Genomic DNA, 21,033 nt, shown 5'->3' on the forward strand with positions numbered 1-21,033 from the left:
GCGCAACACTTCTGAGCCATGAGGTTGGGCCAGACTGTGCGATAGCCGCCGTTGTCGCTGGTGCATGCGAAAGCAGGCGGTGACTACGCCCCGGAACTCCACGTCGTGTGCACACGACGAGGCCGACAACGTCCCGTATCCACGAATGGCCGCTAGTTGCCTCGTGCGGTGACCTGAGCACGTATGGCGTTGTGTTGCAACGTCATCCACCAGGGACAGGTATGTGTGGGATGTGGTGCCGGCTATGGGGGTTCGTCGTCGTCGTCTCCGTGGCGGAGCAGTTTTTCGGGGTGATGCATGGTGTTGGTGCGGGGTTGGCCGCGGTCTTGGTGGGGTGGGGGGAGCCATTCGGTGTCGCCGTGGGTGTTTTTGCGGGTGGTCCAGCCGTTGTCGAGGAGTTTGTGGTGGGGTCCGCAGGCGAAGGTGAGTTGGTTGATGTCGGTGGTGGGCGATTGGGCGTAGGGGATCACGTGGTGGACTTCACCGTAGTAGCCTTTGACGTCGCAGCCTGGGGCGGTGCAGCCACGTTCCTTGGCGTACAACATGATTCACTGCCCCGGGGAAGCCAGCCGCTTGGTGTGATACAGCGCCAACGCTTTGCCTTGGTCGAAAACCGCCAAATAGTGGTGGGCATGGCGAGCCAGGCGGATCACATCCGACATCGGCACGATGGTGCCCCCGCCGGTCAGTGCGGCGCCGGCGGCCGACTCCAAATCCTTGAGCGTGGTGGACACGATGATCGAGGCGGGCAGCCCATTGTGTTGGCCCAGGTTTCCGGAGGCCAGCAGGGTGCGCAGCCCGGCAAGCAGCCCGTCATGGTGGCGCTGGGCGCCCGAGCGGGTGTCGGCGTCGATGGCGTCTTGGCTGGGGGTGCCCTCGACACATGGGCTTTCAGATTCGGGGTTGCACATGCCCGGGGCGGCCAGTTTGGCCAGCACCGCTTCCAGGGTGGCGCGTAGTTCGGGGGTGATCAGTCCCCGCAGCTCCGACATGCCGTCGGCGTGTTGGCTGCCCAACGTCAGAGCGCGCCGCCGCGCCCGATCCTGATCGGTGTAGGTGCCGTCGGGGTTGAGGCAGTCGGCGAGGGTGGCGGCCAGCTCGGCGAGTTGTTCGGGGCGAAACTGGCTGGCTTGGCGGGCCAGTTGGGCTTCGGCGCGCTCGCGGGTGGGCTGGTCGACCCAGCCGGGCAGCTGCCGGCAAAACCGGCGGATCACGGTGATGTGTTCGGCGCCGATCTTGGCGTCGCGTTGGGCGGCGGCGGTGGCGGCCAGCGCCGGGGCGATCGGTTCACCGGTGAGCCCGCGCCGTGGCCCCAGATCGGCGGCGGCGTTGATGCGCCGGGTGGCCTCGGCGCGGCTGGTCAGTGTCCACTCGGCGATCGCATGCGACAGTTTGCCGCCCAGCTCTTCGGCGCTGGCTTGGCGGGCCAGGTGGTTGATCAGCTGGTGCTCGGGTACGGGTAGGCGCCGGCGCACTTTTTCGCAGCGCTCCAGCAACGCCAACCACTCCAACGTGGTCAACGCGTCAAAGTCCAGACCCACCACCACATCCAGCGCGGCATCCAACCCGTCGAAGGCCGCCGTGATCGCTTCGCGCTCCGCCATGACACCCAACCTATCGGCGGCCTCTGACACAAACCCGGGCAGAAAGTGACTGCCGAACAACCGATTTCACATGTTCACCCACAGCGAACAACGCACTGGATTCGCCGGTGCCCACCGCAAACCAACGCAGCGGTCCGACAACCGATCTCATCACCCCAACGCCATCCCGACCCGCGGCCACCACACCGATCACAAGACGGATCTTGATCACCAGACGTCGGGAGGGGGTCCCGGCAGCATGGCTTGCGGATCCTAGGCATCACGATGGGATACAGCGGTGCACAATGGGATTGATCGCCGATCACATCGCCGATCCGCAGCATGTGACGGTTTGAAGCCACCCAGCAAGGGCGACTCCGAACGGCCGACAATCCTTCAACTCCTGCACAGCAGCACATCGGCAAGCTCTACCTACATCGAACGTTCTTCCGGTGTTCGCGACGCAACCAAGCGCTGCAGCGCAGCCGTCTAGATCGGGTCATTACACCCTTCGTCGACTGCCTAGAGCCGCATAACCTCCAGCCACTACGGTGTAGTGGCCCGGTGAGCGATGCGAAGCCGAACACACCGGACGGATCGGTATCCAGAAGGCTCCACCCGACGACCAACGGAGGCATAGTGGTTGACCTACCACGCGGCACTGAACCATTCACCGGCGTCATCAACCCGACTTTGGCCGGGTCCACCCCGGTCACGCCGACGATCACGTATCCACCCGCGGGTGCTCCCAACGTCGTGGTGGTATTGCTCGACGACGTCGGGTTCGGCGCCGCATCCACGTTCGGCGGACCGGTTCCCACACCCACTCTCGAACGCATTGCCGGAGCGGGCTTGCGCTACAACCAATTCCACACCACCGCGCTGTGCTCCCCGACGCGCGCCGCGCTGCTGACCGGACGCAACCACCACAGCGCCCACATGGGCACCATCTGCGAGATCGCCTACGGATTCCCCGGCTACGACAGCGTGCTGCCACAGAGCACCGCGACCGTTGCACAGATCCTGCAGATGAACGGCTACAGCACCGCGCTGATCGGCAAGGCGCACTTCACCCCCACCTGGGAGATCGGCCCCGCCGGCCCGTTCGACCGCTGGCCCACCGGCCTCGGTTTTGAGCGCTTCTACGGCTTTCTGGGCGGCGATACGTCGCAGTACGAGCCGGCGCTTTACGACCAGACCACCCCCGTCGAGCCGTATCTGGGACGCGACGACTATCACCTCAGCGAGGACCTGGCCGATAAGGCGATCGAGTGGATCCGCCGGCAGAAAACCTCCGCGCCCGACAAACCGTTCTTCCTTTATTTCGCGCCCGGGGCGACGCACAGCCCGCACCACGTGTGGCCGGAGTGGTCGGACCGGTTCGCCGGCCAGTTCGACGACGGCTGGGATGCATTGCGGGAGAAGACATATGCCCGCCAGATCGACATGGGCATCATCCCTCCCGGCACCCGGCTGACTCCGCGGCCCGAGCAGATACCCGCCTGGGCGGACTACGACGATCGGTACAAGCCGGTCGCGCAGCGCCTGATGGAGGTCTACGCCGGGTTCCTCGCCCACACCGACGCCCAGATCGGACGGGTCGTCGACGCCATCGACGAATTGGGGCAATGGGACGACACACTGTTCATCTATGTGTGCGGCGACAACGGCGCGTCGGCTGAAGGGACCCTGCACGGTGCCTGGAGCTCGCCAGCGTTTCAAAACGGGCTGCCCGAAGACCCCGAATGGCTCCTTGACCACATGGCCGACTTCGGCACGGCCCGCTGCGAAAACCACTACAACGTCGGCTGGGCCTGGGCGCTCGACGCGCCGTTCCAGTGGATGAAGCAGGTGGCATCGCATTTCGGCGGCACCCGCAACGGATTGGCCATCTCCTGGCCGCGCGGCATCGCCGACGCGGGAGAGCAGCGCAGCCAGTTTCACCACGTCATCGACATCGTCCCCACCATCCTGGAAGTCACCGGCATCGAGATGCCCGAACGCGTCAACGGCGTCGAGCAGAAGCCGCTCGAAGGCGTCAGCATGCGGTACTCGTTCGCCGACGCCGACGCCGAAAGCCACCGAACTACGCAGTATTTCGAGATTTTCGGCAATCGCGCCGTCTACCACGAAGGTTGGATGGCGTGCTGCTTCCATGGTCGACTGCCCTGGATCCGTGCCCAGCGCAACATTCCGTTCGGCGAGGCCGAGCGCTGGGAGCTCTACCATCTCGCCGACGACTTCAGCCAGGGTGTCGACCTGGCCGAGCAGTACCCGGACAAGCTCACCGAGCTGCAAGCCGTTTTCGACGCCGAAGCACGCAAGTACGACGTCTACCCGCTCAGTGATGCCACGCTGGCGCGGGCGCTGCCGGTCAACCGGCCAAGCCTGCTCGGTGATCGCACCTCGGTCACCTACTACCCGGGCCAGGTACGCATCCCCGAACCCGTGACGCTGAGCTACACCAGCACGTCGTTCACGCTGCGGGCACAGTTGCACGTCTCGCCCGGCGGCGCTCAGGGGGTGGTCATCTCCGTCGGCGGGGCGATGGCCGGGTGGAGCCTTTATCTGCAAGACGGCGTGCCAAGCTTTGCCTACAACTATCTGGGCCACGAACTCACCACCGTCACCGCACCCGGTCCACTGCCCGAAGGCCCTGTGAACCTTGGGCTTTCGTTCGATTACGACGGCGGGGGACTGGGCAAGGGCGCATCGGTGACGCTGCTGGTCGACGGCGCCGCCGTGGTCAGCGGCCGCCTCGAGCGCACGGTACCCTTCCGGTTCTCGATGAGCGGCGAAACGCTGGACGTCGGCGTCGATACCGGGTCTCCGGTGGCACCGTACGGGCATGACTTCCGGTTCACGGGCCGGATCGATCGCATCGACGCCACCGTCGACCCGCATCCGGCCGATCTCGCCGCCGCGATCGCCGAAGCCGAGATGCGCGCCGCGCTGACCTCGCAGTAGCCGAGACGGGGCGACGGCTCGCTATCCTCAGCCGGTGACCGCCATGTGGAGCAGCCTTATCCCGCTGATTCTCGGCGGCGTCCTGGAACCGATCGAGATCGCGATCACGATCATGTTGCTGGGCACGCCATCGCATCTGCGGACGGCCGGCGCCTGGGTCGCCGGGCATATCGGCACCCGCCTATTGCAGGGCCTCATTTTCGGCACCATCTTGCATTGGGGAGCCCGCAAGGCCGACACAAGTCACCCGCACCACTGGATTATGTCGACGGTCCTGTTGGTAGTGGCCCTGCTGTTTCTGGTCACCGCCGCGCGCGAGCTGCTGAGCGACGACGATCCCGAGGCGCCGCCACCGAAGTGGATGAGCATGCTCATGTCGGCGACACCCACCAAGGCCTTCTTCATCGGGGCGGGTGTCATCACGGTCTCGGTCAAGGCGTGGGTGTTCACCCTGGCGGCGATCAGCGTGATCGGCGGCGCGGGTTTGCCGCGGGCTGCCAATATCGCCTCCTACATCGCGTTCGTGCTGCTGGCTATGAGCGCCAATCTGCTCATCATCGCGATGGCTGCGGTATTCCCCGCCCAGTCGCGCACCCTGCTGGACCGGATCCTGCGCTGGCTGCAGGCAAACGACCGGCCCATCATGGTTGTGGTCGGGACGGTTTTCGGACTCTGGTTCGGGTGGAAAGCCTTGCACGGCTTGGGAATTCTCTAACCGGGCAAGTCCGGCAGGTCAGCCGGGTGTCGCGGCTTCCCGCTGACGTATCCAGCGGGTGTAGATCAGGCCGACACCGGCAGTGATCAGGCCGTAGAGCGCAACCGCCCCGCGTTCGTCGGTGTCGGGAAAATTCGCCGACGCGATGGTGAGCGCGGTCGCCGGGTGGCGGCAACTGCTCGCGAAAGCCACCACCGCCGAAAACTGGCGATCGGGCCCGCCCAGCACATGCCCGGCGAGCAACGCGGCCACAACGAACACCGCCAGGGCTACCAGGGTGGAACCGCTCATGAGCTTCCACATCCGCGGCGCCGCGGTGACCAACAGCACGATCATCGCCACCGGCAGCACCCAGCGTTGGGCGCTCTCGATGGGACCCGCGATACGCTTGGCCGCCGCCGGCCAGACCGCCCCGATCGTCATTCCGGCGACGAGCGGCGCCAACACCGACACCAGCATCAGCTTGCCGATCGCCCACGGGCTGACCACGTACTGATGCCCGAATACGTTGCCCAGCAAGGTCGCGGCGACGGCGAGCACGGGAACGGCGAGCACCGCCAACACGATGACCAGGCCCAGCCCGAATTGGACCTGCCCGCCGGCCTTTTCCCCGCGGCGGGGCAACAACGGCGGCAACGGTGAGATCGCCAACGTCACCAGCGCAATGGCAACCTCCGGCCGCAGATCCATCATCTGGACCAGCAGCACCGCCACCGCGGGTGCAACGACGAGAACGGCCAGCAGGGATCGCGCCAGCAGTCCCGGGCGTTGCGCCAGGTAGCCCACGTCGGCGAACCGCGCGGTCAACCCGTAGCCCAGGATCACGACGAACAGGCTTATCTGGAAGGCGAGCTTCGCCGCTTCTGCCATGGTCACGACGCACAGCCTGCCACGGCGCCCGGTGACGCCGGCAACGCGTCCGGAAACGGTGCTCCACCGTCGTCAGCTTGCCGCCTTGCCGACGCGAAACATCTTCAGCCCCAGTCTGGATGTGGTCCCGCGCTGATCCGGCACTGGACAGCCGAAGTCGGCCGGGTCGTCATCCGGGACCTCCCGGCAGGTGCGCCGCCGCGTGGGAAGGTACCGATTGGGCGCGTCGGCAGCCGGCGAGTCAGCCAGGGCCGTCGACTCGGATAGCGGACTCGACGTCGTCGGCGCTGAGCTCCTTGGTGCAGAAGAACCAGTCGTTGCACTCGACGCCCGCGACGTGACCGTCCATTCGCTCCTTGGCGGTGCCGCACGAACCTGCCGGCGGCACGATTACCCGATCACCGGGTCGCCAATCGGCCGGCGTCGCGACATCGAAGCGATCGGCCGTCTGCAGGGCCTTGACCGCTCGCAACAGCTCGTCGAAATTGCGTCCGAGGCTCAGCGGGTAATAGATGATCGCGCGGACTATCCCCCCGGGGTCGATGATGAAGACCGCGCGCACTGCCTTCGTGGCGTCCTCGCCCGGCATGATCATCCCGTACTTCTGCGCGACCTGCATCGAGACATCCTCGACGAGCGGGAAGCCGACCTCCACGTCGTGCATACCGCGGAAGGTGATCTTGTCCTTGACGGTTCGTAACCAGGCGATGTGGCTGTACAGCGAGTCCACGGACAAGCCGACCAGCTCGGTGTTATAGGCCGCGAACTCCTGCTGCATCGACGCGAACGTCATGAACTCGCTGGTGCACACCGGCGTGAAATCTGCTGGGTGGGAGAAGAAGATCACCCATTTGCCGGCGTAGTCGGCGGGGAAGTTGATGGGCCCCTGGGTGGTGACGGCGGAAAAAGCCGGTGCCGGTTCGCCAATCCGGGGCATGGCGGCGGTGGGAGTGTCGGTGAGGGTCATCGCGGTCCTTTCGGTGGTCCAACCCGTCCCAACAAATACCGGTAGGGGTATATTCCGCGACGTCGACGGCGGGCCTGCCCGAAGACTCAGGGGCTGGTGCCCTGGTTGATGATCAGCGGCGGTGGCGCTCCCTCATGGGGGTCGGCGTGCGTCTTGTAGAACGGCGGCAGGGTGCCCGCACCGGCCTCGAACGGCGTGAGGTACTCGGCATCGAAAGTCACCCGATACCACTGGATTCCGAGCGACGCCGAGATGTCCGGGTCGCTACTCCTGGCCACGGCGATGTTGGTGACTCGTACGCACTTCACGTGCTCGCCCATGATCGACGAGAACGTCGTCAGCCCGGCGCCGTACATGGCACGGACCGGCCCACCGAGGTATCCCCATGCGGTGCGGTAGTCGTGGTTGTTGATTGCCGTGAAGTAGTCGACGATCACCTGCTGACCTTTGCCTGCAGGGGCGGCGTCGGGTTGCCCGTTGGCACACTCCGGATCGGCACCGCCGCGTCCGGCCGGTGCCACCCCGACTCCGATCAACACCGCGACCGCGGCGACCAACGAGCCCCCTTTACGACACCGTGAAATAGCCATACCGGCCAACATAGAGGGGAATTTGGGCTCTTATCCACGACTTGCGGCAAAGGCGATCATGGACGTCGCCAGCAAGAACTCGGAACCGTTCAATCGTGTTAAGAGCAGACACCCGCCAACCTGAGCTGTCGGTATCCGGTGTGAGCATTGCTGGTATGGAAGACGAGGAGGAGTTTCGCCTACCCGACGGCCGGAAGGTGCGGATCACCCAGCGGGCGTTGGAGAACTTCGACGACCACGATGATTGCCCGTTCTGCTTAGGCCGTGCCGCTGCGCATCGAGGGGACGGCGTGGACTGCAACCCGTTCCCCAAGGTTGACTTCCCGCCACATATGGAGCGGTACGAAGACGACCACTGGCTATGGGGGATGGGTCACGCCGTTGGTTCCGAGGAGCCAGGCGGACTTCTGTGGTTCGAGCAACCCAACCGCAATTATGACGCCTAGGGTAGGGACGCCCGACGTCCAGGACTCAGCACTCGGTGTCGCGACAGCGCGTCCCAAAGGTCCGGCATGCGTGCCTTTTCCGTTTACTGTCGGTGATAGCTTTGGGTCCGTGAGCACGGTATATCGCAGGGCCCGGGACTCGGTGGAGACACCTTAGCCCCTGTCCGTCCTCATCCGAGGGTAGCGGGCAGGGGCCATAGTCCCCGGAGGCTCCGCCTTGTCCCGCACCGACGCCCATGCTCCGTTCTGGGTTCAACTCGCCCGGGGCGATCTCGCTGCCGAAGCGCAGCATGCATCCGCTCACGCTGTCTGCGATCTTCCTGAGCGTCCCCCCGCGAAGTGGGAGAGCTGGTTTCCAGCGACCAAGTGTCACTGGGGCCTTCACTACACCGGCACCAACGTCTGCTCCTGCTCGATGTGCCATGCCGGGCCACAGCATCGTCAGGAGAACCGCAATCAGCGGCATCGTGACCGCTTAGCCGTCCACGCCGCGCTCGGGCGCTGGCGCCACGGCAATGATTCGGCCTTCGACGATCTCGTTCCACCTTCGCGCAAGTATTACTGGTAGGAGTAACACATGATCGAATACGACTTGGACACCGACCACTCCATCCTGCTGGTGCGACCCAAATCCGCGCTCGACAGCGACGACTTCGACAAACTCGCGAAGGCGGTTGACCCCCATATCGAGGCGTCGGGCGACCTGGCCGGGCTGATCATCGAGGCTCCCGGGTTTCCCGGCTGGGACAGCTTCGGGGCGATGGTCACCCACTTCCGATTCGTCCGGGATCACCACAAGCACGTGAAAAAAGTCGCGGTGGTCACCGACTCTCATCTTGGAGATGTCGCCGAGCATCTGACGTCGCACTTCGTGGCGGCAACGATTCGTCACTTTCCCGCCGCGCAGACCGACGAAGCGCGGAAATGGATTATCGACGGCTCCTAAACCGTCGGCTCCCGATCTGAATTGACGGCGCCGGCCCCGCTGGTGAGCCTTCGCGAATCCGTCCCACCGTTCGGCCCGCGTGCCACGATGATCGAATGACAGCCACCCCCGCGCCGTCGCCGCAAGCGCCAGACGACAATTCGGCCCTGGCGGGATACCCGGTCAACGCCCCGCCACTGAGCGGTCCGGTCACTTTCGACCAGCTCTGGACCGATCTGACCTTCGTCCATTGGCCGGTGCTGGCTCACAGCGTCGCGCAGCTATATCCACCCGGGACCCGACCCGACGTTTTCGCCGATGGGATGACGGAGGGCCTAACCTATGTGGGGTTGGTCCCGTTCTTCTTGACGAGCACCAAACTCGGCACCGCACTCCCGCTGCCCTATTTCGGCAGCTTTCAGGAAACCAACATCCGCCTCTACTCCGTCGACAATGCCGGTCGCCACGGTGTTCTCTTTCGATCGCTGGAAACGACGCGGCTGGCGGTAGTGCCCGTCACCCGCATCGGTCTCGGCGTCCCCTACACGTGGGCCAGGATGCGAATGACGCACTCCGGCAACCGGATCACGTATGACAGTGTGCGCCGTTGGCCGCAACCCGGGCTGCGTAGCCGGCTCACCGTCGACATCGGTGACGTGGTTGAACCGACGCCACTGGAGATCTGGCTGACCGCCCGCTGGGGCGCCCACACTCGCCGGGGCGGCCGCACGTGGTGGATACCGAATGAACATGACACCTGGCCATTGCACGCCGCGGAGATCGTCGAATTGGATGACGAACTGCGCGACGCCAGCGGGGTGCGACCCGCCGGCCCACGTTTGCGTGCGCTGTATTCGCCAGGTATGCGAACGCGTTTCGGGCGTCGCTGCCTCGCTGGGTGAGGTTCAATAGGCCAGTACGTGGAAATGCCCGCGAGGGCAGTCGCCTTCGACGCCGCTGAACGGGTCGTCGTCGAATTCCCGCCAGTCCCAATGCTCTCCGCAGTAGGACGTCGCGCACTCGGGACAGTGGAAGGGCGCGTAAGCGTAGCCGACGCGATACAGCGCGGACGCGTCCGCGCCGGTGATCGCTTGTGCCACGGCGTCGACGCGGTCGGCCGAGACGGGCTGACTGGCCACGCCGAAGAAGGTCTCCACCACGACGCGGGCTTGGCCTTGCGGGCGCACTAGCGCATCCAACTCGGCCAACGCCTCAAGGGCCGGCCGGGATTTGTCACCGAGCGGTTCGGCTGGTCCGGCCAGTCGGACCCGTCCCGCCATGTTGCCGCATACCGCGCAACCGAAGCTCGCCTCAGGGGCAGGTATATCCACCGTCGATCACGATATCGGAGCCCGCCATCTAACTCGATGCCGCGCTGGCCAAGTAGGGGTAGAGGCCGGTGAGTTCGTCCGGACGGCCCAGGCCGCCGAGCGGAATTCTTGGCTCCCACAGCCGGTGGTATTCGGCGCGGGGTTCGACCAGTTCGGTGAGAATGTAACCGGGGCTCATCGCAGCAGAGGAGTAGCGCCGTGCCGCCGGCCGCCGTGAGTTCCTCGGCGGCCAGGCCGAATAAGTCCACCACGCTCATTCGTCATCCCCTCCAGACGTGACCGCCAACCGACGCAGGCTCTAGTGTGTCCGGTATGGGCAAGTTCCCAAAAACCGAGATCGAACAAGCCGTCCGGCACTACACCAGCGTCGTGGAGGGGTGCTCGGAGTCGAGTGACTGGCGACCATTCGCCGACCTGTTCACCGAGGACGTTGTCTACATCGAACACCACTACGGTGTCTTTCGCGGGCGCGAGGCGGTGCGGGACTGGATCGTTGCCGCGATGGCCCCGTTTCCGCACATGCGGTTTCCCTCGAACTGGACCGCCTATGACGAGGACAACGACGCGGTCGTCCTCGAGGTCAGGAATCTGCTCGACCACCCGACCGATCCGAACGGCGAGCCGTTCTGGTTCCCGAACTGGACGCGGCTGCGCTACGCCGGCGGCGGCCTGTTCTGCAGCGAAGAAGATATCTACAACCCCGACCGTGATGCGCCACGGGTGGTCGGCGCCTGGCTGCAGGCGGGCGGCCGGCTTGCCACCGACCACATCCTACAGCCCAAAACTTAACCACGGTAACGCTTTTCGAAGTATAGGCGTTATCCCTACAGGCCCACGGGCTGCCGCTTGCGTCGCCGTGACCGAACCGCCGCCAGCGCCTGCGCCCAGGCGAGCATCGTCGTGGCCGTCAAGTTTGCCGGTGTGATGCTGTCTTTGGACAGCAGAGCCGTTGCCGCGGCCTTGGTGGTGGCCGATGCCTTCGACATGTGGCCGGAGTCGAACGGCGGCTGTGGGTCGTACTCGATTGCCAACTGGATCGCCTTGGCGCGACCTTCGCCGCCGATTTCCCCGGCCAGCCATAGCGCCAGGTCGAGCCCCGCGGACACACCCGCGCTGGTAACGACGTTGTCCTGGCGCACGATCCGCTCGTCGGCGACGGGGATGGCACCAAATGCCTTCAGCGCGGGAATGGTCAGCCAGTGCGACGTCGCGCGTCGATCCTTGAGCAGCCCGGCGGCTGCCAGGATCACCGAGCCGGAACACACCGACGTCGTCCAGCTGGCAGTCCGGTGAGCCCGGCGCAGCCAGTCCAACAGTTTCCCGTCGCGCGCATGCACCGGGGTCGACGGCCCGCCCGGCACGAGAATGACATCGGGCGTGGGTGTTTCGGCCAACGTGTGGGTGGCCCCGAGCACCAGCACGCCGGAATCCGCGGTGATCGGTCCGGATTCATGCCAGACGAACCTCACCTCGGTCTGCGGAAGGTTTCGCAGCACCTCGTAGGGGCCGATCATGTCCAGCGCCGTGAATCCCGGATAGGTGACGATCGCGATTTGGGTCATCGATGTTCTCCTCAGTGTGTTAGGCAAAGGTTTTGCGGTACTGGTCGGGCGAGATGCCGACACGACGAATGAAGTCGCGCCGCAACGTTTCTGCGGTGCCGAACCCGCAGCGGGCGGCGATGGCCACGACGGTGTCGTCGGTCTGTTCCAGCTGCCGGCGCGCGGCTTCGGTGCGGACGCGTTCGACGTATTGGCCCGGCGCCTCACCGACCTCATCGGTGAACACCCGGGTGAAATGACGTGGGCTCATCGCCGCGCGGCGCGCCAGGTCGTCGACCCGGTGGGCGCCGCCCGGTTCTGCTTCGATGGCCTCCTGGACCTGGCGGATCGTGGGCCGTTTGGCCCGCGGCAGCCAGACCGGAGCCGCGAACTGTGTCTGACCGCCGGGGCGGCGCAGATACAGCACCAGCCAGCGGGCGACGGTCTGGGCGACTTCGGTGCCGTGATCATCCTCCACCAGCGACAGCGCGAGGTCGATCCCCGCCGTCACCCCCGCGGCGGTCCATATCGTCTCGGAGCTGCGGATGAAGATCGGGTCGCGATCCACCTCGACGGCGGGAAATTCGCGGGCCAACCGGTCGGCGAAGGCCCAGTGCGTGGTGGCACGCCGACCGTCGAGCAATCCCACCTGCGCCGCCAAGAACGCGCCCGTGCAGACGGTGACGAGGCGGCCGGCAGTGCGCGCAACCGCTGCGATCCACTCCATCAACTCGAGGTTGTCGCGTGCGGTATCAACCCCGGCACCGCCGGGCAGCACCACGGTGTGCACGGGTGCGCTCGGATCCGGCAGCGGCTCGGTCATCAGGGCTAGGCCGGTTGCGGTGGTCACCGGGTGCCCGCCGGGGGAGACCAGGGTGACGTCGTAGCCGCCCCGGGTCAGCAGCGATGCGCCGGCGAAGACCTCGAACGGTCCCACCACGTCAAGCGCCTGCACCCCGGAGAAGCCGACGATCAGCACAGTGCGGGCCATGGACTCAATGTTGGCCAGACAACTGCATGGCGTCTATGCCCTATACCCCACGAATTAGGACATAAGTCCGTGGCGGACCTGCTCACAAGCCGCGATCCCGACCTTGGCAGACTGTGCCGATGGCACAGATAACCCTGCACGGAAATGCGATCAACACTGTCGGCGAACTGCCCGCTGTCGGAACTTCGGCCCCCGCGTTCACGTTGACCGGCGCCGATCTCGGCGCCGTGGGCAGCGACCAGTTCCGCGGCAAGGCCGTCGTGCTGAATATCTTTCCGTCGATCGATACGCCGGTGTGCGCGGCCAGCGTGCGGACCTTCAACGAGCGTGTCGCCGCAACCGGCTCGACGGTGGTGTGCGTGTCGAAAGACCTGCCGTTCGCGCTGAAGCGATTCTGCGGTGCCGAGGGGATCGAGAACGTCACGACAGCCTCGGCGTTTCGGGACAGCTTCGGTGAGGACTACGGCGTCACCATCGCCGACGGCCCCATGGCCGGGCTCTTTGCCCGAGCCATCGTGGTGATCGGCGGCGACGGCAACGTCGCCTACACCCAGCTGGTCCCGGAAATCGGGCAAGAGCCCGATTACGATGCCGCGCTCGCGGCGGTCAGCGGCTGACGCCCCGACGCCCCACTACCGGCTGGCCGGATCGGTTGCGGCGCGCGTTAAGCCTGTCCGGTCACGGACGGGTCGATGAGGCTACGAAAACGTTCCGCCGGGTAGACGGTGGCGCCTAACTGCCGGACCCGGTCGGTCAACGCCTTGTCCGACGTCACTACTGCAATCGCATCCGGTTGGGCGTCGGCTTGCACCAGCCGGACGATCTCGTCGTCAGCCGAGTTGGCAGCCGCTTTGGGCGCATACGCCACCTCGACCGCCGAGGAGCGGATAGGCCTGGACGGTGGTCGCTCGAACACCACGGTCACCGCGTTACCGTGCCGGCCACGCTCGTCAGCGGCCCACCGGTCCAGCTTGTCCACCAGCGCGACCATGGCGCCGTGACGGTCCTTCCACCAACCGTCGGGGCGACTCCCGATCACGTTCATACCGTCGACGATCCAACGCACACCTCACCGTACGATGCGAGATCCTGGCTAGAACCACCAGCGTTTCCGGTATTTTCGGTTGATCTCTTTCCGGAACCTCTCCACGTGCTGCTCAGCGGCTGCCGATTCCAGCGACCCAAGAGCGTTGACCACCTCCAGGTGCGAAAGAATGAGCAGGCCGTTCAACTGCTTGAGTCGTTCCGGGTTGTTCGCCAGCGACTCCTGGTCATCGATGTAGATGAGCAAGAAGTCGCGCAGCGCCTGGCTGCCGGTCATCCGCTCCGGGATTTTCATCTCCCGCAAGATGGTGGCCATGTCCGGGTTGGTCACTACGCCCTCTCTTTCGCTTCCTGCGCTACCACGGGACAGCGCAAGCGTAGGAGATGCGGGCCGCGGTTCGGCGGTGCGCCGCAGACAGAACCGTGATGTTCGGCTGTTCACTACCGCATGCAGGCGGTCGTGCGCTCACCGTGGATGCACGGTTCAGCTAGCGGACAACTGCCGGACGGGGAGGTCTGTCAGGCCAGGCGTTCACCGGATTGCGCGTCGGGCTGCTCGTCGCGTTCGCGTTCGTCCTGATCCGCGGGTCCGGTAGCTGACGTCAGTCCTGCTTTGGAGGCACCGCCGGCCGGTGCGCCGCCGCCCATTCCGCTGCTGAGCGGGGCTGCGCCACTCATCGCAGATGATCCGGCATTGGCGACGGTCGACGCCATCGGCGAGGATGACGCTTCCACCATCTGCGACATAAGCGGGGTGCGCGCCACCGATTCAGCCGCTGCCTGAACTGCGCCGGGGCCCATGAGTCCCGGGCCAAGCGTTGCGCCGGAGCCACCGGCGGCCGAGTGGGATATCGCCGCACCACGGAAGGCCAGGGCGTCGGCGGCGCTGTCGTCGGCGTCACCGTACATCCGGGCGATGTTGGTCAACGCCGAGCCGGTCCGCATCAGCTCTTCTTGAGCCGCTACGTTGGACGCCAACATCGAGGCAGCCTCCTGCGCAAACGCCATCACCGCCTGCGCCGAGACCTCTTCAGCGCCGGCTGGGATCAGTCCGGTCAGCACCGTCATCGCCGCTGTGCTGCCCGCGCCTATGCCCTGGTTGCCAATGTCGACCAACTGCGAACCAATATCGCCTGCCGACGGGTCGTGTGACATGGTGTCCATTTGCCTGCTGCTCCTATGTATTTGTGCGCGGACAGGACCGTGGTCGTGACCACCTAGCAATTCAACGATCAGCGGGGCCCGTGGCGCGGCTGCCGCCGCAAACTCCGGTACAGCTGCGCTGCACGATTGTTCAATTCTACGGCCTCGTGGAGCCCTAGCCAGCCACTTTCTTTTCAGGACGGGTTAGCGGCGGCGCCATTGGGGACGTTGCCGGAATCCCTGGGGCCAATTGTGACGCAGCGCACCACGCCGCTTGTGCTACCGCGCGGCGCAATCACCGGGCTCCGGCTGCCGGCATCGGGTTTGAGCATAATGCGCAAAAGCTGGAAATCGTCACTTATGCCGGGTATCGCCCACAAGCGCGACACATGAGCAGCGACGTCTTAAATTCGGTCTAACAAGCGCCGAAGATATTCGCGATCAGCACGCGAAGTTAATTGGCGCGGATTGAATATCCATTCTCGAATTGCCGATCTGCCACATTCGCACCGGGCAAACGGCTTCGACACGAGCAGACGAGGAGTACGTCAATGCAGCCCATGTCATTTGATCCGGTGGTGGCCGACATCGGTAGCCAGGTGGCCGATCTGGGCACCCGGTCCCTGCAGGCCGGCGCCACGGCGGCGATCTCGGTGACCGGCCTCGCTCCCGCCGGGGCGGATGAAGTCTCCGCGCAGGCGGTAGCGGCCTTCCACACCCAAGCGGCCTCGATGCTGGCACTGAACCAGGCAGCACAGGAAGAGCTGATGCGAACCGGTGCGGCGTTCAGGCAAGTCGCCCAGTCCTACACCGAGGTCGATGAAGCCGCCGCCGAGAGCCTGCTGTTGGCCCTCTTTCCGATCACCAACCCGTGGCTGGCGTGGTGAGCACGCGGGCCGGTCGATTGTCGGCGTAATCACCATCGGCCATTTCTTGGTGGACCCGATTTTCCGGTGACCAAGTAATTTCCGAATCAGACCCGAAATCAGACAGGAATAAAGTCATGGTTGCATCCAGCAGCGTCAAAGAATGGCCGTCGGGTGACCGGCTCACCGCGCCCATACCGGGTCCCGGGGAAAATCAACAATGTCATTGACCTGGCCGACCAAGCCATGTCCCTCGGCGAGCAGGCAACAGGGGCCACCGGCCTGGTGCAGTGCGCCTGGGTAGGCAACCGCGCGCTCGACTTCGACGGGCTGCGCCGATTCCATGATCATCCTGGTCATCGCACCTTGCCTCGCCGACGGCCTGGGTCTGTGCGAAGCCCTGGCGGACGCCGTCAGCGGGCGCGGCCGCGCGATCGGTTGGCCCGCCGCCGGCTCGCGGCCGCGGTGGCGGGCGTTTCGCGCCGACGCCAGCCAAACCATGCGCGATATGCCCGGCGTCGGGCGTGCCATCACCGCCGCGGCCCGATTCGCGTGGACCGAAGCTGCCCCTGCCGGTTCTGCCCGCCTGACCCCGCCGCCGGCGTCGCGGAAGCCGACGGCAATCCCGGCAGGAGCGGACCAGCCGGCGGCCCTGCCGGATGACGACGGTTTTTGTGGACGCTGACGAATGGGATGCACGCGCACGCTCACGCGGTATCCGCCACCGGCGACGAGTCCAGTGCGCGGTGGGCACTCATGCCGCTGGTGCCGGCGCTGCCCAAGGGACTGGTCAAGCGATTGGTCACCGTGGCGTCGCACCCACCCGCTCAGCGCGCGACGATCGCCGCGAACTCTTGCTCGGGCCGGCCCGTGGCGCCGTAGCGCAGCCCAACGCTCACGTCGCCGCTGGAGGCCATTGCCGCCAGATACCGTTGTGCGGTGGCTCTGGATATGCCGATGGCCGCGGATACTTCGGCAGCCGACATGGGCGTCTGTGACTTCTTCAATGCCTGCAGCACAAGCTGTTTGGTGGGGGAGGCCGCGGTTGCCGAGGACTGGGCGGGGGCTAGGCGGGGGCGAAGCGCATCCAGTGCCGCGTCGACGTCGCGGGCACTGAGGTTGGCGCTGGCCAGGATCTTCCGGTAGCGGGCGTAGCCGGACAGCCGGGCGGCAAGCTCGGTGGTCGAGAACGGTTTGACAAGGTAGCCCAACGCGCCCGCGGCCATGGCTGCGCGAACGGTCTCGGCTTCGGTCGCCGCCGTCAAAATCATGCTGTCGGAACGCAGTTCGCGAACGAAATCGATTCCGGAGCCGTCGGGCAGGTATACGTCTACCAGCGCCAGGTCGACGGCAGGCGCCTCGCGCGCGGCCGCGACGGTGTTGGCGGTGCCGGCCACCGCGAAACCCGGCATCGCGGCAACGACTCCGGCATGCATGTTGGCGACGCGGAAGTCGTCGTCAACCACCAGCACGGTCAGGTCTGACCCACCCATTGCCCCTCCTCGGCCAGCACGCCCGGCAGCCGGGCGATGAACTCTGCGCCTCGCAGCGGTGATGCCGGGTCGCCCCGGCTCGACAGCCAAAGATCGCCGCCCAGGGAACGACTGATCTGACGTGACAACGCAAGCCCGATACCTCGCCCGCCCGGTATTCCGGAGTCCTGCTTGGTCGTGGTGCCCTCGGTGAACAGCTGCTCGACGAATTCGGGTGCCACGCCGTCGCCACTGTCGGCGACCGTGACATGCAACGTCGAACCCTCTTGCAGCAGCTCGATTTCCACTTCCCTGGGAGCGTTCCGGCTCACGCGGGCGGCGTCGATGGCATTGTCCGGCAAGTTGCCCACCACGGTGGTGACGTCGACGGGCAACTCGAGCCGGCCGGTAATCCAGGTGTTCTCGCCGATCCGCAACGTGACCCCGGCCTCGCGGGCGGCCGCGGCCTTGGCCGCCAAAAACGCCTGCAGATGGGTGTCGCGGATGGTGTCGATACCGGGTACCGCCGATGCCAGCGGCCCCGACCCGAGCAGCTCCTCCAGATACTGCAATCCCTGCTCGACATGGCCGGTGTGCAACAGCCCGTTCAGCAGGTGTAGGCGATTGGCGAACTCATGGCGTTGCGCGCGCAGCGCGGTGCTCATCACTTGCACCGCATCGAGTTGGCGGGTCAGCGACTCGACATCGGTCCGGTCGCGCACCACCAATACCGTTCCCAGCTCGCGCCCGTCGCGGGACACCTTTCGCGCCGAGGCCACGACGATCCGTTGGCCGACCGTGGCCAGCGTGGGAGCGGCCTCGGCCGCGGTGAACACGTCGAGAACGCGTGGGGTCAGCCCGATCTCGTCAATGCGGCGGCCCACGTCGTTACCGATCTCGAGCAATCGGCACGCCTCGTCGTTGACGAAGGTGATGTTTCCGGTTTCGTCGGCCGCCAGGACGCCCTCCCCGATGCCATGCAGCACGGCCGCCTGAGTGCGGACCAGCTCGGCCATCTCGGTCGGCCGCAGACCCAGTGTCAGCCCGCGCCAGCGGCGGGCCAGCGCCACCGACCCGGCCACACCGATCAGCAGCGCCGCACCTCCCAACGGGGCCAGCACCCTCAGATTCTTGGAGAACTGTTCATCGAATGCCTTGGTGGAGATGCCGACGCTCACCATTCCCAGCACCCGGTTTGAACCGGGTTCCACCACCGGCACTTTCGCGACGATCGACCGCCCAAGGGTGCCGGACTGGTGTACTACTTGTTCGTGACCGGCCAGCGCCTCGGCGGGATCGGTACTGACCCGACCACCCAACTCGTCGCGACGCGGATGCGCGAGCCGGATGCCCTGGTTGTTGGCGATGACCACGAACAGCACATGGGTGCGTTGCTCGACTCGTGAGGCAACGCTTTGCAGCGGTCCGGTCGCCAGCTCGTCGACCAGCGCGGGGCTCGGGGTCAACGGGATCTGGTCGTAGCGCGAGATGTTGGTGAGCACTGTCGGGGACGACGCCACCACGCGCGCGATGTCCAACGCGTGAACACCGTACTGGAGGTCCAAGCGGTGCCGATTGAACTGGGCGAACAACGCGAAGGCGACGACCAACGTCAGCGTCACGAGCACGAGTTGCAGCAGCAGAACCCGGCTGGCGAGCCGCAAGTCGATACGACCCCGGTACGCCATGAGGGGACCTTACCGCGCCGATGAGCAGAATGCGCGAAAGTCTGCGGGTCTCATGCCTTCCCGGACGTGACCGGGGTTGCCGGCGGCGCCCGGCGTTCAGCACGATGGAGCAGCTACCGCCTCGACGAAGATGAAAGCCTTTTCCTCGCAAGCCAATGCGCCGCAATAACGAGGTTCTGCGAGTCGCTCATCGACGTACATCGAAAGCGCCTGTCGCTTGAGCATACGGAGTCGGTTCTCGACGTTGGCCGACACGTACCAGGACGTCACCGTGAACGTCCCAACCGGATGGCCAGCCGCGGGCTCGAATCGGCCGGTCACCAGCCACGGACGGAGCAGTCCGCGGCCAGGGCCATCGCATGGCCGCCTGCCGACGTGAGCGCACGCATCCGGCAGGGCATGGGCATTATTCGGGTGAACTATGACCATTTCTTTCTGACGGGCGGCTGTGACGACCGTGATGTGGTCGGACGAGGCTGGCGGCAACCGCTCACCGAATCCTCGACAAACTCTTGGGACCCGGGCGACGTACGCGCCGCCGGCCGAACGATCGGATCCTGCAAGGTGCCAAACCGCTTACTATCGCGGTCATGGCCGACTCGAAAATCCTGATTACCGGTGTCACCGGCCAGGTCGCCACGCCCGTCGCCCGGGCTCTGGCGGCCGACAACGAAGTCTGGGGCATCGCCCGCTTCACCGACGCCGCCGCGCGTACCGGCCTCGAGGAGGCCGGTGTTCGCTGCCAATCGGTCAACCTGGCCGCCGGCGACTTCGCCGCGATCCCATCCGATTTCGACTACGTCCTCAACTTTGCGGTGGCCAAAAGCGGTAACTGGGACAAGGACCTGAGCGCCAACGCGGAGTCGGTTGGTCTGTTGATGGCCTGGTGCCGCGGTGCCAAGGCGTTCCTGCACTGCTCATCAGCGGCCGTCTACGATCCGCCGGACGACCAGCCGCGCACCGAGCGTGCGGCCCTCGGCGACAACCACCGGTTTCTGTTCCCCACGTATTCGATCTCCAAGATCGCCGGTGAGGCGGTCGCCCGGTCGACGGCACGGATCCTGGAAGTACCCACCACCATCGCCCGCCTCAACGTGCCGTACGGGGACACCGGCGGGTGGCCGTACTTCCACATGGAGATGATGCTCGCCGGCATTCCGATCCCGGTTCCGCCCGGCGAACCGGCACGCTACAACCCGATACATCAGGATGACATCATCGCCACTATCCCCAAACTGCTTGCAGTGGCATCGATTCCGGCGACCACGGTCAATTGGGCCGGTGACCAGATGGTCAGCATCCAGGAATGGTGCGCCTACCTGGGCACCCTGATCGGCAAGGTGCCGATGTTCACCGAGAGCGATCGGGCGCTGCGCGGGAATCCCGTCGACCTGACCCGGATGCGCGAACTCATCGGCAGCGCAACCACAGTCGACTGGCGCGAGGGATTACGTCGGATGGTGGCCAGATTTCACCCGGAGCTGGTCCACGCCTGACGGTAGCAAAACGCCCAAGCGCCGTCCTGGCGGACCGGTGTCCGCCCCGAGGACCGGCGAACTGCAGCCGTCGACGCTCGCGGCACACGTTCGAGTTCGTCACATCACCGTTTCGCCGTTGACGCCGAGCACTTGACCGGTGATGCATCCGGTGAGCACCGAAACCCCACCGCGGCCGCAGGCTCAGCCGGAGAACCCATGCGGCCCAACGGAATAGGTTTCGCGAGTTAGTCCGGCGGTCCCGGCCTGCCTTCGGCCTGCGACTGACGCGACATCGGGGTATCGACCCCACGTCGACCACGACCCCGTAGCGGCCGTTTTGCCGAAACGGAGCACTGTGTCGATCGGGTTGACGGCTGGGCTGCCGCGATAGTGTTACGCCGGCGACCCCGGTGGCG

22 protein-coding genes and 2 pseudogenes are annotated in these 21,033 nt (G+C 65.7%); 10 read left to right on the forward strand and 14 right to left on the reverse strand.

Translation table 11 applies throughout. The features are described from left to right. Positions 1-242: 242 nt before the first annotated feature. Positions 243-1,604, reverse strand: a pseudogene (locus EET10_RS15145) (HNH endonuclease signature motif containing protein). A 618-nt stretch (positions 1,605-2,222) separates the two neighbouring features. On the opposite strand from EET10_RS15145, the gene EET10_RS15150 reads away from it, so the two are divergent. After that, positions 2,223-4,550: an arylsulfatase gene (locus tag EET10_RS15150; protein ID WP_122502264.1), complete on the forward strand. Its 2,328-nt coding sequence runs from the start codon at positions 2,223-2,225 to the stop codon at positions 4,548-4,550. Positions 4,551-4,593: 43 nt separating this feature from the next. Further along, complete coding sequence (locus tag EET10_RS15155; RefSeq protein WP_036405485.1) at positions 4,594-5,265, forward strand: GAP family protein; 672 nt, start codon at positions 4,594-4,596, stop codon at positions 5,263-5,265. An 18-nt stretch (positions 5,266-5,283) separates the two neighbouring features. Here EET10_RS15155 and EET10_RS15160 read toward each other — a convergent pair whose 3' ends face one another. From EET10_RS15160 to EET10_RS15170, 3 genes are all read right to left on the reverse strand, one after another. Further along, positions 5,284-6,135 (reverse strand): bile acid:sodium symporter family protein, encoded by an 852-nt coding sequence (locus tag EET10_RS15160; protein WP_246013732.1) that lies wholly within the window; start codon positions 6,133-6,135, stop codon positions 5,284-5,286. Positions 6,136-6,376: 241 nt separating this feature from the next. Then, positions 6,377-7,102, reverse strand: a complete 726-nt coding sequence (locus EET10_RS15165) for a peroxiredoxin (protein WP_174719692.1) — start codon at positions 7,100-7,102, stop codon at positions 6,377-6,379. An 86-nt stretch (positions 7,103-7,188) separates the two neighbouring features. Then, the gene (locus EET10_RS15170) at positions 7,189-7,692 is read right to left on the reverse strand and encodes a hypothetical protein (RefSeq protein WP_244601952.1); all 504 of its coding nucleotides are present in this window, start codon (positions 7,690-7,692) and stop codon (positions 7,189-7,191) included. Between the two features lie 155 nt (positions 7,693-7,847). Between EET10_RS15170 and EET10_RS15175 the strand changes: the two genes are divergently transcribed. The 3 genes from EET10_RS15175 (at position 7,848) to EET10_RS15185 (ending at position 9,965) form a co-directional block, all read left to right on the forward strand. After that, positions 7,848-8,138, forward strand: coding sequence for a hypothetical protein (locus tag EET10_RS15175; protein WP_051490644.1), 291 nt, complete (start codon positions 7,848-7,850; stop codon positions 8,136-8,138). Between the two features lie 577 nt (positions 8,139-8,715). Next, entirely contained in the window at positions 8,716-9,084 is a 369-nt protein-coding gene (locus EET10_RS15180; protein WP_099187314.1) for a SpoIIAA family protein, read from the forward strand. A gap of 95 nt (positions 9,085-9,179) precedes the next feature. Continuing rightward, on the forward strand, positions 9,180-9,965 hold the full coding sequence (locus EET10_RS15185; protein WP_036405331.1) for a YqjF family protein: 786 nt from the start codon (positions 9,180-9,182) through the stop codon (positions 9,963-9,965). A 3-nt stretch (positions 9,966-9,968) separates the two neighbouring features. Here EET10_RS15185 and EET10_RS15190 read toward each other — a convergent pair whose 3' ends face one another. Then, on the reverse strand, positions 9,969-10,394 hold the full coding sequence (locus tag EET10_RS15190; protein ID WP_136622951.1) for a hypothetical protein: 426 nt from the start codon (positions 10,392-10,394) through the stop codon (positions 9,969-9,971). A gap of 28 nt (positions 10,395-10,422) precedes the next feature. After that, positions 10,423-10,575 (reverse strand): annotated as a pseudogene (locus tag EET10_RS15195) (short-chain dehydrogenase); the annotation flags it as partial. Between the two features lie 131 nt (positions 10,576-10,706). On the opposite strand from EET10_RS15195, the gene EET10_RS15200 reads away from it, so the two are divergent. Further along, positions 10,707-11,183, forward strand: a complete 477-nt coding sequence (locus EET10_RS15200) for a nuclear transport factor 2 family protein (RefSeq protein ID WP_036405335.1) — start codon at positions 10,707-10,709, stop codon at positions 11,181-11,183. A 35-nt stretch (positions 11,184-11,218) separates the two neighbouring features. On the opposite strand, the gene EET10_RS15205 is transcribed toward EET10_RS15200, so the two are convergent. Beyond that, positions 11,219-11,956: a DJ-1/PfpI family protein gene (locus EET10_RS15205; protein ID WP_122502266.1), complete on the reverse strand. Its 738-nt coding sequence runs from the start codon at positions 11,954-11,956 to the stop codon at positions 11,219-11,221. A 19-nt stretch (positions 11,957-11,975) separates the two neighbouring features. Further along, a complete protein-coding gene (locus tag EET10_RS15210; RefSeq protein ID WP_122502267.1) occupies positions 11,976-12,926 on the reverse strand; it encodes a GlxA family transcriptional regulator in 951 nt (316 codons plus the stop codon). 119 nt (positions 12,927-13,045) lie between these two features. On the opposite strand from EET10_RS15210, the gene tpx reads away from it, so the two are divergent. Then, on the forward strand, positions 13,046-13,543 hold the full coding sequence (tpx, locus tag EET10_RS15215; protein ID WP_036405341.1) for a thiol peroxidase: 498 nt from the start codon (positions 13,046-13,048) through the stop codon (positions 13,541-13,543). A 47-nt stretch (positions 13,544-13,590) separates the two neighbouring features. Here tpx and EET10_RS15220 read toward each other — a convergent pair whose 3' ends face one another. The 3 genes from EET10_RS15220 to EET10_RS32315 all read right to left on the reverse strand — a co-directional run bounded on the left by EET10_RS15220 (position 13,591) and on the right by EET10_RS32315 (position 15,134). After that, positions 13,591-13,992 (reverse strand): NYN domain-containing protein, encoded by a 402-nt coding sequence (locus EET10_RS15220; protein ID WP_122502268.1) that lies wholly within the window; start codon positions 13,990-13,992, stop codon positions 13,591-13,593. 27 nt (positions 13,993-14,019) lie between these two features. Further along, positions 14,020-14,301 (reverse strand): hypothetical protein, encoded by a 282-nt coding sequence (locus tag EET10_RS15225; protein WP_036405345.1) that lies wholly within the window; start codon positions 14,299-14,301, stop codon positions 14,020-14,022. A gap of 188 nt (positions 14,302-14,489) precedes the next feature. After that, complete coding sequence (locus EET10_RS32315) at positions 14,490-15,134, reverse strand: PE family protein (protein WP_036405347.1); 645 nt, start codon at positions 15,132-15,134, stop codon at positions 14,490-14,492. A gap of 530 nt (positions 15,135-15,664) precedes the next feature. Here EET10_RS32315 and EET10_RS15235 point away from each other — a divergent pair. Beyond that, positions 15,665-16,000, forward strand: coding sequence for a PE family protein (locus EET10_RS15235; RefSeq protein WP_063467991.1), 336 nt, complete (start codon positions 15,665-15,667; stop codon positions 15,998-16,000). A gap of 162 nt (positions 16,001-16,162) precedes the next feature. On the opposite strand, the gene EET10_RS29635 is transcribed toward EET10_RS15235, so the two are convergent. Further along, positions 16,163-16,339, reverse strand: a complete 177-nt coding sequence (locus EET10_RS29635) for a hypothetical protein (RefSeq protein ID WP_167480180.1) — start codon at positions 16,337-16,339, stop codon at positions 16,163-16,165. Between EET10_RS29635 and EET10_RS29640 the strand changes: the two genes are divergently transcribed. Beyond that, on the forward strand, positions 16,323-16,664 hold the full coding sequence (locus EET10_RS29640) for a hypothetical protein (RefSeq protein WP_122502269.1): 342 nt from the start codon (positions 16,323-16,325) through the stop codon (positions 16,662-16,664). The two genes, EET10_RS29635 and EET10_RS29640, sit on opposite strands and share 17 nt — an antisense overlap. Positions 16,665-16,806: 142 nt before the next feature. Here the strand turns inward: EET10_RS29640 and EET10_RS15245 are convergent, their stop codons facing one another. Next, positions 16,807-17,472 carry a response regulator gene (locus tag EET10_RS15245; RefSeq protein ID WP_036405353.1) on the reverse strand — a complete coding sequence of 222 codons (666 nt, stop codon included), beginning with the start codon at positions 17,470-17,472 and terminating at the stop codon, positions 16,807-16,809. Continuing rightward, positions 17,454-19,139: a sensor histidine kinase gene (locus EET10_RS15250; protein ID WP_174719693.1), complete on the reverse strand. Its 1,686-nt coding sequence runs from the start codon at positions 19,137-19,139 to the stop codon at positions 17,454-17,456. Before EET10_RS15250 ends, EET10_RS15245 begins: the two co-directional genes overlap by 19 nt. Before the next feature lie 590 nt (positions 19,140-19,729). Between EET10_RS15250 and EET10_RS15255 the strand changes: the two genes are divergently transcribed. Further along, positions 19,730-20,635: an NAD-dependent epimerase/dehydratase family protein gene (locus EET10_RS15255; RefSeq protein ID WP_036405355.1), complete on the forward strand. Its 906-nt coding sequence runs from the start codon at positions 19,730-19,732 to the stop codon at positions 20,633-20,635. Positions 20,636-21,033 lie beyond the last annotated feature (398 nt).

The organism is Mycobacterium pseudokansasii (assembly GCF_900566075.1).
In the GTDB taxonomy this organism is placed as follows: domain Bacteria; phylum Actinomycetota; class Actinomycetes; order Mycobacteriales; family Mycobacteriaceae; genus Mycobacterium; species Mycobacterium pseudokansasii.